General features: G+C 37.4%; 10 protein-coding genes and 1 CRISPR repeat array. Of the genes, 2 read left to right on the plus strand and 8 right to left on the minus strand.

The window, feature by feature from the left end; genetic code table 11:
- Nucleotides 1-4: 4 nt before the first annotated feature.
- A complete protein-coding gene (locus Q0101_RS03610) occupies nt 5-250 on the plus strand; it encodes an XRE family transcriptional regulator (RefSeq protein ID WP_297942489.1) in 246 nt (81 codons plus the stop codon).
- A 1-nt stretch (nt 251) separates the two neighbouring features.
- Nucleotides 252-386, plus strand: coding sequence for a hypothetical protein (locus Q0101_RS03615; protein WP_297942405.1), 135 nt, complete (start codon nt 252-254; stop codon nt 384-386).
- A 637-nt stretch (nt 387-1,023) separates the two neighbouring features.
- Nucleotides 1,024-4,127: direct repeats of the CRISPR family, unit length 30 nt; unit sequence GTTTCAATTCCCAACGGGATGGAATTCTAC.
- Nucleotides 4,128-4,512: 385 nt separating this feature from the next.
- Here the strand turns inward: Q0101_RS03615 and cas1 are convergent.
- From cas1 to Q0101_RS03655, 8 genes are all read right to left on the minus strand, one after another.
- Complete coding sequence (cas1, locus tag Q0101_RS03620) at nt 4,513-5,511, minus strand: CRISPR-associated endonuclease Cas1 (protein WP_297942407.1); 999 nt, start codon at nt 5,509-5,511, stop codon at nt 4,513-4,515.
- Between the two features lie 16 nt (nt 5,512-5,527).
- Nucleotides 5,528-5,806 carry a CRISPR-associated endonuclease Cas2 gene (gene cas2, locus Q0101_RS03625; protein WP_005869129.1) on the minus strand — a complete coding sequence of 93 codons (279 nt, stop codon included), beginning with the start codon at nt 5,804-5,806 and terminating at the stop codon, nt 5,528-5,530.
- 8 nt (nt 5,807-5,814) lie between these two features.
- Nucleotides 5,815-6,312, minus strand: coding sequence for a Dna2/Cas4 domain-containing protein (locus tag Q0101_RS03630; RefSeq protein ID WP_297942409.1), 498 nt, complete (start codon nt 6,310-6,312; stop codon nt 5,815-5,817).
- On the minus strand, nt 6,312-8,432 hold the full coding sequence (gene cas3 / locus Q0101_RS03635) for a CRISPR-associated helicase Cas3' (RefSeq protein ID WP_297942412.1): 2,121 nt from the start codon (nt 8,430-8,432) through the stop codon (nt 6,312-6,314). Before cas3 ends, Q0101_RS03630 begins: the two co-directional genes overlap by 1 nt.
- 46 nt (nt 8,433-8,478) lie before the next feature.
- Complete coding sequence (gene cas5, locus Q0101_RS03640; RefSeq protein WP_297942414.1) at nt 8,479-9,192, minus strand: CRISPR-associated protein Cas5; 714 nt, start codon at nt 9,190-9,192, stop codon at nt 8,479-8,481.
- Complete coding sequence (cas7b, locus tag Q0101_RS03645) at nt 9,193-10,110, minus strand: type I-B CRISPR-associated protein Cas7/Csh2 (RefSeq protein WP_297942417.1); 918 nt, start codon at nt 10,108-10,110, stop codon at nt 9,193-9,195.
- Nucleotides 10,110-11,903, minus strand: coding sequence for a TM1802 family CRISPR-associated protein (locus Q0101_RS03650; protein ID WP_297942420.1), 1,794 nt, complete (start codon nt 11,901-11,903; stop codon nt 10,110-10,112). The genes cas7b and Q0101_RS03650 overlap by 1 nt, the downstream gene beginning before the upstream one ends.
- A 117-nt stretch (nt 11,904-12,020) precedes the next feature.
- Nucleotides 12,021-12,752: a CRISPR-associated endoribonuclease Cas6 gene (locus Q0101_RS03655; protein ID WP_297942423.1), complete on the minus strand. Its 732-nt coding sequence runs from the start codon at nt 12,750-12,752 to the stop codon at nt 12,021-12,023.
- Between the last annotated feature and the right edge of the window lie 59 nt (nt 12,753-12,811).

Genomic DNA, 12,811 nt, shown 5'->3' on the forward strand with positions numbered 1-12,811 from the left:
TCATATGTTAGAAACGAGCGATATATTCAACATTTTGCACAATGCCGTCGAAGCCAAAAACAACGGCAAAAAGATCTCGCACGCCGCGATGGCGCAGAGGTTAGGCGTGTCGATGCGGACGTATCAGGACTGGCGCTTGGGCACGACCAAACCGCAGGCCGCGACCGCGATATGCCAGATGTTGTGCGAGCTCGATATCGACGACGCTGCGTTTGTGCTGCATAAGATAAAAAAACTTATAGGAGAGTAGAGTGCAAAACATTACTTTGCGAGAAAAGCTGGATCTGCAGGGCGTCTTTAGCGTGATTTATGAGAAAAAAGAGTCGAAATTTGCGATCTTTTATAAGGCGCTTTTGAAGAAATTTTTTAAAAATTTTAAAAAATAATTGGCGGAGGCATTTAATTATTATGTTTTATATGGCAAAGGCAGTAGTATCCATTAAATTTAGATGATTTTTCCTTTTTATGACGACCACGCCGATATTCTTTGTTTTGCAGTTTCAGAGGATGCTACCGAATTCTGCTTTATAAAAATTTTTCCATCTTTCTGCCTCTTTGGTATCATCTAATTTAATTTTAAATTCTAACTTTGGCACATGATCTTAAATTTGTAGCGTAAATTTAATTGGAATTAATGCGGAATTCTTTCTTTAACCTAGCTTTTAAGATTCATAGCGTCATTTTTACAAATATTTTGAATTTGCTACTAAATAAGTTGCATTTAAATCTATTTATATTGCGGCAAATATACAGTTCGTTAAAATTTTAATTTGTGAGTGACTCCAAAATTTCATTAGTAACCCATAAATTTAATATATTTGGTGGGCAAATTGAAACCGAATGAATTTCGCATAAGTGCCCATGTTGTATCTTATCCCAGCCACAACTAATCTTTTTAAATTTTATAGCGAGATGAGAATTCTATCCATTTCCGCTGCAAAAGGTGTATCGCGTAAATCCGTTTTGATTTCAACAAGATGAATTCTACCGCCTACGCGAATCGTGCAATAAGCCCATTTAGGCGTTTCAATTCCCAAAGGATAAATATTATTCTACATTCCTGCGGGACGCTATAAATGCAGTGGCAGAAGTTTCAATTCCCAACGGGATGGAATTCTACACAACTCAATGAAAAAGATAAACGGGCAAGAGGAGCGTTTCAATTCCCAACGGGATGGAATTCTACATAGGCGAAAAGATCGATTGGATACTTAGCAGCGTGTTTCAATTCCCAACGGGATGAAATTCTACACGTCCCAAAAAGCCTTAAAAACACCAAGAGCTGAGTTTCAATTCCCAACGGGATGAAATTCTACTCAGATGAACCGCTGAAAGATTGTTTTTGTAAAATCGTTTCAATTCCCAACGGGATGGAATTCTACAATAGCTGAGGGTTCTACTACGGCAAGATGTGTGTTTCAATTCCCAACGGGATGGAATTCTACTCAAGCATCGCAAATTCCTTGGCAAGATCAAGGGGTTTCAATTCCCAACGGGATGGAATTCTACTGGAAATTTGACCCCGGTGAATGAAACTTCAACCCGTTTCAATTCCCAACGGGATGGAATTCTACTCGATGAGAGCATCATCGGGGATTTTGGTACTTCCTGTTTCAATTCCCAACGGGATGGAATTCTACGAGGATGGCAGCGCGCAAAATTCAGATGCAAATTGTTTCAATTCCCAACGGGATGGAATTCTACATATCGTAGAAAGTAGTGCCTATGGTGAAAAAGTCGGTTTCAATTCCCAACGGGATGGAATTCTACAATTCTGGTATACCATATATGAAAGTATCAATTATAGTTTCAATTCCCAACGGGATGGAATTCTACGATATGGATCATACTCATACGATCAATCCACTTTGTTTCAATTCCCAACGGGATGGAATTCTACGTGCTCTAAAGAGGCAAGAAATTCCTTTATCTCCGAAGTTTCAATTCCCAACGGGATGGAATTCTACGCGATACTTTGTAGCATCTAGGGTGCGGACATCCTCAGTTTCAATTCCCAACGGGATGGAATTCTACTTATACTCGTTACTTATAAGCGATAAATCCTGTGTTTCAATTCCCAACGGGATGGAATTCTACCAGATCAACAAATTTTGTTTTAGTGGCAGGATTGAGTTTCAATTCCCAACGGGATGGAATTCTACGCCGTTGATCTCGCCGTTTGCTATCTGAGCCGCAGTGTTTCAATTCCCAACGGGATGGAATTCTACCGTGCTGCTTGATTTTATCATCGTCTTCGCGCGTCACGTTTCAATTCCCAACGGGATGGAATTCTACTTTGAGGACACATCATATCTTTTTATGCAGCCGTTGTTTCAATTCCCAACGGGATGGAATTCTACTCGTCTAAATTTGTCTCTGACCCTCCCTTAACGGGGTTTCAATTCCCAACGGGATGGAATTCTACGCGTTATCAGCAGCGTCGATATGAGCGTAGAGCCGAGTTTCAATTCCCAACGGGATGGAATTCTACAGAAGCCGGGTGCTAAACGAGGCAAAGACAACGTAGTTTCAATTCCCAACGGGATGGAATTCTACCCAAATGTTAGCGGTCTTCACGTCGCCTTTTTGGCGTTTCAATTCCCAACGGGATGGAATTCTACTGTAGCAGTGTATTCGGCGTTATTTTGAGCATTGTTAGTTTCAATTCCCAACGGGATGGAATTCTACTCGGCTATACGCTTATACTCATTGGGAACGAGCGTGTTTCAATTCCCAACGGGATGGAATTCTACCCTATTTTCCTTACTTTAACGGCACCATCTCATTGTTTCAATTCCCAACGGGATGGAATTCTACTCTAGCGGGCGAGTTGAATAGACCTTTGGTGATCCGTTTCAATTCCCAACGGGATGGAATTCTACAATAGCCAAGCCGGCGCTTTCAATATAATACTCCACAGTTTCAATTCCCAACGGGATGGAATTCTACTTGGCTTATGACTTCATCGGCGCAGGCGCAGGAGATGTTTCAATTCCCAACGGGATGGAATTCTACTTTATTTCATATTTTTATTTGCTATTCAATATATAATGTTTCAATTCCCAACGGGATGGAATTCTACAAGCACGACCGCACAGATCGTTGCTAAATTTTTCAGTTTCAATTCCCAACGGGATGGAATTCTACGTTTGGGTCAAAAACGTCATACCCCAAAGCCCTAAGTTTCAATTCCCAACGGGATGGAATTCTACCTTGCGCCCAAATCTCGCTGCCGTAAGGCAGAGAGTTTCAATTCCCAACGGGATGGAATTCTACTCTTTTCTATATTCCAGCCACTCGGGGCTTTCTTGTGTTTCAATTCCCAACGGGATGGAATTCTACCTAGGAGTTATGGCGGAGGTCGGCTTAAGCGAGGGTTTCAATTCCCAACGGGATGGAATTCTACCCTACCGGGTCGCCTCGCCATTGCCCCGGTGCGAGTTTCAATTCCCAACGGGATGGAATTCTACTCGTTTTGTTCCGGTTTTACCTCAGGCGTGTTACCGTTTCAATTCCCAACGGGATGGAATTCTACGCTTTAAAGGCGACGTAGCGCGCGCTGCGGCCGTGTGTTTCAATTCCCAACGGGATGGAATTCTACCAAGAAAAAGCGCTCGGTATAAGCAAAGCTCAAGCGCGTTTCAATTCCCAACGGGATGGAATTCTACTATACTCTTTTATTGACGTCCTTGACTTTCAAATCGTTTCAATTCCCAACGGGATGGAATTCTACCGAGCTTACAATGCTGCGTAGCGAAATCACTATCGGTTTCAATTCCCAACGGGATGGAATTCTACTTTGAGGATGCCAAAGATCAAATCGTTGGTGCTTAGTTTCAATTCCCAACGGGATGGAATTCTACAATAGCTTTTATTTCTATACTGCCAAGAATTCTGATGGTTTCAATTCCCAACGGGATGGAATTCTACATGTTATTGAGATGATTTTTAGGCAGTTGGAATCGTTTCAATTCCCAACGGGATGGAATTCTACCGTCGCTTGCTTTTCTCTGCGGCCGTCGTCCGAATAAGTTTCAATTCCCAACGGGATGGAATTCTACAAGGCTACTGAAGCGCTATATATCCGCAAAACAGAAGTTTCAATTCCCAACGGGATGGAATTCTACAGCACGAATTTTGCCATTTTTCTAGGTAGAAAGTGTTAGGAGTATATATTTTTATGCCTTAAAATGGACTAAATTTAAAAAAGCGCCGATTGCTCAATGCCCAAAATTAGGCATTTCAGAATCTTAAAAGCAACTTTATCGCTATCTATATGTATCGTGAGTGCAAATGTTAAAATCTCAATATAAGACATTCAAAAATCGAAGTGTGAATAATAAAAAGCTGAAATTTTAAAAGCATATGCGTTTTTAAAGCCAATTCGTTCGCCGTTCCGTGCTTCAGATCAAATTTATTTCAAAAGCACATGCATCTTAAGAGGGCACAATCTATAGGCGCAAGTGATTCTAGTCAAAATTTTAAAAGCACGAATGAGCTTAAAACCCCAGCCTACCGCCATACCAGCCCCTCGTAAGGCACGCCTTCACAGACGTATTTTTTAATCTGATTTGCCTCGCGACGGATGATTTGACGCCAGGTTAGGTTCTGTCCCGCTACATTTGCGCAAGATGATAGTTTCTCGATCATTTTTAGCTCGATCTTTTGCACCGCTTCTCGACCGAATCGAATACGCCCCGCGTCCGTTTCAAAATCTTTTGCCGTAATCTCGCGCTTGTTTAACATTCCAAAAATTAATCTATCGCCTAAAATAGGCTTAAAAATCTCTGCAAGATCTAGATGCAGACTTAGCGCACGGTAGTTTGGCTCGTGTAAAAAGCCGATGCGCGGATCAAGCTCGGTTTTGTAAATTTCGCTGAGGCAGACGCTATAAATACGCGTATTTACATAGCTAATGAGGGCATTAATTTTATCTGCCGGCGGGCGTTTGGAGCGCGTCGTAAATTTAAAACTGCGCTGATCCTCGATGATTTCGTTCCAGGCCGCGAAATACTGCTTGGCAAAGCCGCCTTCCACCGCCATTACCGCTGCTATGTCGCAGGCGCGCGCTAGAGCATCCAGATGCGGCGCAGTATCGAGCGAGACGCCGTAAGCCTTGCAATTAATGGCTGCATTTAAGATGCGAGCGCGAGTAATCTCGCGAGCGATAAAAAGGCGCTTAGAAAGATCATCAAAAGCCCGCAGCTGCGCCAAAAGCACAAAGCCGCTTTTGTTTACAGAATTTGAAGTATTCGGGAAAAAACTGCCACGGAAGCTCTGATAGGCGCTAAAAATATGCAACAAAATGTTATTATCAGCCAAAAACGCCATAGCATAAGTATCAAGCTCTACCCGCGCCAAAATATAAATTTCATCAATTGCGTTAATCGGCAAAATTTTACTAGTTAAAATTCCGCCCTCGTCGTTAAATTTATCGAAGTATAGATTATCATCTTTGCGGCGCAATCGGCCTGGGCTTAAAATAAAATGCGTGCGATCCGATTTTTGCATACTTTATCCTTAAATTTTAGCTGAATATTGCCTCGTTTTTATCGCACCCGATGACGAGACGCTGTGAATATTTGAGCGAATTAAAAGTATAAATTACTACCGAATCAAGCTTGCTGGCGCATTCTTTTTGCAAAATCGCCATTAATTTTTTAAGATCGCTCGCTCTGATTTCACCCTCAAAAACGCTGAATTGCACGCGAGGCAGAAACTTCTCAACCGCCTTTCGGACGCGCGCAGCGTTATTTTTCTCCTTTTCGTCGCTGCTTGAAATATCGTAAAATAAAATAGCGTACATTCTATCTCCTAAATGCAATAATCACGATAAGCGCAACTCTCGCAAATCTTTTGCGGGCTAAATTTAGGCGGCTTTGGCTCGTTCACAAGGGCGATAATGTCGTTTAGAATTATTTCGATTTTAGTGAAATTTTCGGCGTTATCCTCAATGGCTATGACGGTTTTGCCGCTAATTAATTTGCCTTTTACCTCTTTTAAATTTAAGCCTGTTTTTAAAAGATAGATGTAAAAAAGTAGCTGCATCTTGCCCGCAAGCTCGTTTTTTAAGCTCTTTTTGTATTCGGTAATGAGATAATGTCCGCGCTGCTTGGAGAGCCTGTCGAATTTCAAATTTGAAAATGCAAAGTCCTGCAAATCGCTCTCTTTAATATCTGCTAGCGCCTTGCCCATCAGCACGTTTTCATCCTCCTGATCTGCGTGGATATGGTGAGCGTAAAGCCACGCCTCGCGCTTGCAGGTGACGTAATAATTCACAAGCGTGCCGGTGATTTGGTCTTTGCAAAACATTAGTCGAAAAACTCATTCTTGAGATTTAAGGCGGCATCCTTTTTAATCCCGAAATTATTATTGTACGAAGTATCGCCGAATGGTAAATAATAAACATCTTTTAGCCCATCAATACGCTTTATATTTAAACGCTTTGCATCAAATTCTGTGATATTTACACCAAATCTATTAATTTTCTTAATAGTATTCGTAAATATATCTTTCTTATTAAATTTGTCCATATCAAGCCTATTGATTTCAAAAATTTCATTTTGAAATTTTTTAATATAATCTTCTTTTGGCTCAATTATTACTAAAATTTTAAGTCTATCATCCATCGCCTCGCTAATCTTTTCGTTTATATCGTAAAATCCGAGCTCTCGCATCTGCTCCGCCAAAAATAAACTTTCTAGGCTTTGCTTTATGGCGCTGAAATACCTAGTGGAAATATCTAAAATTTCGCTTTCGATGATATCTCTTTGCTTTAGAATTTTTACCAAAATAGTATCGCTAATGCGTTTTAAATCACCGTAAATGAGATCGGAATAGTCGCAAATATCGTTAAATACGTATAATTCTCCCAGAGCTGTGAAATTTCTATTTATGCGACCGGCAGTTTGGATAATCGAGCTAATGGGCGCTATCTCTCTAAATCCAACATCAAAATCCAAATCCACGCCAGCTTCAATAGACTGTGTAGAAATTAGCAAGATCGGATCACCGCGCCCACTTTTATTTTTTGCAATTGCATCTTTTATATTTTCGATATTTTTTCGTTTGTGATCATCGCACATATATCCGTTTAGGCAAAAAACTTTAAATTCATCGTAAAATTCCAAAAATAGCTCTTGCGCTTTTTTAATGGTATTTACGACGACTAGTGTATTTTTGCCTTTTGCCGATTGTTTAATCTTATCTTTTAAAGCACTCTCATTGCCATCAAACCACTTTAAAACGTATCTATTTTGGTCTTTGAAATAATCTAAATTTGAAATTTCTTTAAATTTAGTCGTATCAACAATAGGCATCGTGGCGGACATAAAGATAAAAATGCAGCCAAATTTCTCCGCCATCATCTCGCAAAGTTTCATAAAATCCGCCCTGAACTTATACGGTACTGCCTGCGCCTCATCGATTATTATTACACTATTTTTTAATCGGTTAAATTTTACGCTATCTTTATTTTTGTTTCCAAAGAGTGCAAATATAAATTGATATAGCGTGGTTACGTTAATATCTCCGCTAAAGGAATCTATCAAAAATTTAACTTTAGAATAGCGATCTTGCGGGGTACTTTCATCTATCGTAGTTTTGTGATGAATTTTATGAATTAATATATTTTTATCGTCTTCGAAAATCTCTTTTATCTCATCATAAACTTGATCTATGATAGCCGTAAACGGCAGCACGTAAATAATACGTTCTTTATTAAATTTAGCGGCAAAATTTAGCGCAGTCAAAGTCTTACCGTAGCCTGTAGGCGCGGTTAAAGTAAAAAGATTATGATCTACATCGAAATTATTTAAAACGAATTTTCTAAACTCACTTCTTTTTTCATTTGGCTTACGTTTTTCCAGAGCTTTGATATATTTTTCGATCGTATTAAGATTCGCCGGTTTAGAAATAGGAATTCTTTGATTAAAAATAGCTTCATATTTATCACTATAAATAAGCGACGAAAATATGTCTTTGAAATTTAAAAAGTCATCGTAATCAAACTTCTTTTTCGCAAATTTGAAATATTCTCTTAAATGTTTAGCTTTAATTAAAAGCTCATTTTTATCCCTTTTAATATCTTTGTAAATTTCTAAACCTAAAGCTTTATCTAAGACTTCATCCCAAAAGCCTAGCTCTTTCGAGCTCTCAAAATATTTACCGAAATTTTTATTTTGCGTTGTAAGCTCACAAAAATTTTCTACATTTCCATGGTGTGATACGATGGATAAAAACCCAAAAGCCGTATCTAGCTCATTAAATTCTGAATTTAGTAAAAATATGTAAGCGGATAATAAAGCATGATTTTTATCTGCAATTTTTTCGGTAGGATTTTTGATATAAATTTGAAAATTAGTTTTTAGCTTAGCTATATCGTGATAAATTTTAATGCATTGTAAAAGCCTACTATCCGTTTCAGCAAGCATATTTGTTATATGCTTTATTAGCGGTTTATTAGGATGCGATAGCAGCTCACTTTGCAAAGTAGACCTTGTAGTCATTTATTTGATAAATATTTCCTCTATTCTTTGCTTTGATTTGACTATTGCCGCCTAGCTTGATAACGAAATCTTTAAAATCCTTAAAAATTCGACCCTCTTCGCATCCGCAAGCCATTCTAGCCGTAGTAAGTCTGATATCAAAGCTTTGTGCATCAAATATAAAATCGTCCATCAAAACGAACGTATCTATAAAACTTTCTTTTTCATGAACCAATTCACAATTTTTTATCTCGATATATTTAAAATCCGCTATACAAAAATTTATACCTAAATATGGCGTAAAGACACATCTATGAGCTTTTAAGCTGTTGATTATATTTTCTTTATAAGAAACATTTAAAGCACTTAAATCAACGAATATAACATATCTAGGATCTTTTATTAGCTCTTTATAAAACTGCTTTTTCTCACTAGAATCTTGGTAGCCTTGTTCGATATGCATACTTGAAGATAGAGCAAATTTTATACCGTTAAAAATCATAGTTTTTTTGCGAAATTGCGAACTTAAAATAACGCTATAACCTATATCGTTAAGTTTAAAATAATTCATTTCACCTATAATCGCCCCCAAAAACCCCATTACTGCAGTCTTTGGCGGCACCGGGTATGTAAGAGACGAGTAGATAGTAGCCGGATGAGAAAAATGCGCATAATCTCCCGATAGCTCAAAAGCTATTATATCCATTTAAAATCCTATTTTTATCCAATTACTATCAAATTGTGATCTGTTATTTTGCTCGAAGTCAAAATCACTCATATACTCTATTTTTTCGATCTCTTGCGCGTATCTAGTAAGTTTAGCTTTTAATCTAGAAAAATCAATCGTAAAATCATTTATACTTCTTATCTCCACATCTTCTTTGCTACTATTTATAGCCACACAGTTATTTAAATCTCCAGCGAAAGTATCATTTTTATATGTAATTACTAGCATAAATCTAGGCATCTGACCCATTTTCGTGCGAGTAATTAAATTTTTAGTCCCACTCCAGAGCGCGCTTAAAATCACTTTCACATCATCTTCACTTAAATTTGTAATCTTTGCACTATGATTATCCACTATTCCGTAAGTTGCAAAGATTGCATAATTTAAAAAATCTTCTTCCCTAAACGTTTTATTCGCCTTATCGCTACCGCTTGCAAATGCGCCGGTGCCTTTTATATGCTCTACCGCAACTCTATGAAGCGATCTGCTCATTCTAAACTGAATGGGTCCAACAAATTGAATTCCGGCTGTTTTTATGCCTTCTTTTTTCATCTCGTCTTTATCCGATATCGGCAAAACTCCACCAAATGCGCGAATATCGATAAATTTAGATAAAATTTCTTTTTCAATCTCGATTTTTTCTTGCTTAACGTTAATTACTTCACGTATTGCGCTTTTGCAATCTAAGATATTTTCATCTCTTTTATACTCTTTAATGAAAATCGCACTTTCGTCTTTTTTCATAATTTCATCTCTAATTGTTCGCTTTATACGTACATCAGTAACTTCTGCTATACCCGTCTCATCGTCTATCCTAGGAGCGTTATCTCTTAGCATATCGCCGTTTGGATTAAAATTTTCGCCGTCCCAAAGAAATAGAATTTCTTTCTTTTTCATTACTCGTCTCCTTGAGTGTTATCTTTAATATATTTCGTAAAATCACTTCCGCCCATAGCAAAAGCTAGCGTTACATAAGCGCTCTTAACCCGCTTTTGAGATAAAAACGCACTTGGTAAAATTCCGATCAAAATATCGCGCATGATTTCTATATTAGCACTTCTTTTTCCTCGCGATACATTGGAGAGTTTTTTGTTAGTTTCATCGCACTTAGTCCAAATCCGTTCTAAAAGCTCTTTCGTAATTAGTCCGGCATTATTCAGCCATTTTTCAAATGAACTATTTTTGCTAATAGCAAATTGGCGATTTATCAACCCTGCAGACATCATTCCTAGCAAATATGCGCTCTGCAACACTTCATTATCTTTTAGAAATTCGCTATTTTTCAAAATAGAGCTTATTAGCTCTTTTTTATCGCTTAAGCTTTGCAAATTAACCTCCCTTGCAAATGATATTTTTTCATTTAAAGCACCCATTTCATTAAAGAAATTTTGATATTTTTCGATACTTTCTATACTTCTATTTTGATATGTCTTAACGCGATTAAAATAAAATCCCCATTCTATTTTTGACGCATAGCTAGAGTTAATATTGCCTTTATAAATCAAAGTAGCATATTTTTCCATCATATCGTCCAAATTCATCCTATTTTGCGATAATAAAAAATTCATAATGTCGATGTTTTTAAGAAATAAATTTTGCATGTAAATAGTATCATCTTGTTGATCTTTACTATCTTTTCGCCTAATCGCCCTAATATTATATCTACCCATTAAATCGGAAATTTTAGAAATATAAGACGGCAATACATCATCTATTTGCAATAATACATTAACCGCAGCATTGCTTTTTTTATAAAATAAAATTGTATTTAGTACGGGCATATTTGCTTGTGCTTTAGCTACGAATTCCAACTCGTAATTAATACTTTCTTCGATATTTTGTATGCCTTGCAGATCTTTTTTCTTTTCGCTCGGATCTTTTAAAATTTCCACTATTTTTTCTAATAAATTTGCATCATTTACCATTAACGTCGGTAAGACCGCCATTTTATCCCCGTAAAAATTAAAAGATAATTCCTTATCAATTGCCATAAAACCGTTTTTAACCAAATTTGCATTAGCACTATTTAGAGGTAGTAATCTAACTTTAATGTCTTGTAAAGCAGTCGGTAACTCATTTACGGAACAAAACGCTAAATTCGCATCTCCGCCGATACCAATACTATTTGTAAGCATATCATAACCATAAATTTTGGCAGTTTTACCATTATTGCTATCGCCTAAATGACTCATAAAAATACTTTTAAAATACGCTGAAATCGGTATACTCTCCCAAGATAATGCAAAAAAAGTAGCTACTTTCATGCCCTTTTTCTTAGGCTCTTCTTGTAGAGTTGTAATTTCACTTAAAATATCATCAAAAAAGCTCTCGTTTAAGCTAGATAAATCCGTTAATATTTTATCATTTTTGATATCGTCAGGATTGAAGCAAGAGAGCATATTTTTTACGGCTTTTAAAATTCCTTTTATAAATTTAGGAGTATCGTCTTTTACGGCTTTGCTAATGAATTGGACATTAGGGAACAAATTGCCAGAATTCGCGCCTATGCCAAATCTACAAACTATTAAATCGTCTCTTGAAATATTATTATTTACTGATATTTCTTTACTTTTAATATCGCAAAGATAAATTTTAATAGCATCGTATTCATAGCTCTTGTTGTTGATTTTAGTTTTCTGTTTATCATAAATTTCGCCGATACTAGAAAAAATTTTAACTATATCGCCCAAAATTTATCCTTTCTAAAATATAGGTGAATTATAACTAAATTTTAATTATATTGTCAATAGTTATTGTATTTTAAAAGAATGATTTGCCTTTTTTAGATTTTTATTATACAATCGATTTCAAAGCAAGCAATTATCCTTTTTAGGATTTGAAATTTGTACTTTAATAAGGTCTTGCTTTACAACCTCCAAAACCCCTACTCCGTAGTTCATACACCCACTTCCAGCGCCCGTGCCAAGGATCAAATTTATTAGTTCAGCCCTAGCTATAATTCTCCATCTTGCTTGCCACGCATATACCGGCTCGCGATTGTTGCCATAATAGAATTTCACAGACTCACCCGGCTTTTGCCACAATAAATTTAACTCCATTTCGCCATCATATTTTCGCTCCATAATCGTTTCAAATCGCTGTAAAATATTTGTCTTCATCATCTCTAAATGCCTGCTATCTTGCGGCTGCAAATAGACTTTATGCCCCAAAAGCCCGCTTACTGCGCACGCCACGTAGCCTTGCACAATAGCTTCGTTCTCGCAAATTTTATGATTTTTCGCTTCGACGGTAGTTTGCGTAAATAGAATTTCACCCAAGCTTAGCCCGTCTTTTAGCACTGCTAGCGCGATTTTACGTTCAAACTCCGGCTCGCATGAAGCAAATCGCACGCGCAAATCCTCTCCTCGCAAGATAAAATCAAACACCGTGCGTTTAAAAATTTTACCGCTTGATTCGTGCCTGTATCCTACGTGCTCTGAAGCTGGCAGATAGCGATAAAGAAAGCCCTGAATCAGCTGCGAGAGAGATTTTGTGATTTTTAGATTTTTAGTTGGTAATTTTGCGTTGATGATTAGCATTTGCGCTCCTTTGCGCGGTAAAATTTTGCCCAAGATTCGTGCAAACCTTGGGCGAATGA

This window comes from uncultured Campylobacter sp. (assembly GCF_937921625.1).
Classification (GTDB): Bacteria; Campylobacterota; Campylobacteria; order Campylobacterales; family Campylobacteraceae; genus Campylobacter_B.

Bases quoted from the DNA above. Each gene is read 5' to 3' on its own strand.
- Q0101_RS03610 (WP_297942489.1), top strand. From the start codon at position 5: ATGTTAGAAACGAGCGATATATTCAACATTTTGCACAATGCCGTCGAA.
- cas1 (WP_297942407.1), bottom strand. From the start codon at position 5,511: ATGCAAAAATCGGATCGCACGCATTTTATTTTAAGCCCAGGCCGATTG.
- cas2 (WP_005869129.1), bottom strand. From the start codon at position 5,806: ATGTACGCTATTTTATTTTACGATATTTCAAGCAGCGACGAAAAGGAG.
- Q0101_RS03630 (WP_297942409.1), bottom strand. From the start codon at position 6,312: ATGTTTTGCAAAGACCAAATCACCGGCACGCTTGTGAATTATTACGTC.
- cas3 (WP_297942412.1), bottom strand. From the start codon at position 8,432: ATGCTTGCTGAAACGGATAGTAGGCTTTTACAATGCATTAAAATTTAT.
- cas5 (WP_297942414.1), bottom strand. From the start codon at position 9,192: ATGGATATAATAGCTTTTGAGCTATCGGGAGATTATGCGCATTTTTCT.
- cas7b (WP_297942417.1), bottom strand. From the start codon at position 10,110: ATGAAAAAGAAAGAAATTCTATTTCTTTGGGACGGCGAAAATTTTAAT.
- Q0101_RS03655 (WP_297942423.1), bottom strand. From the start codon at position 12,752: ATGCTAATCATCAACGCAAAATTACCAACTAAAAATCTAAAAATCACA.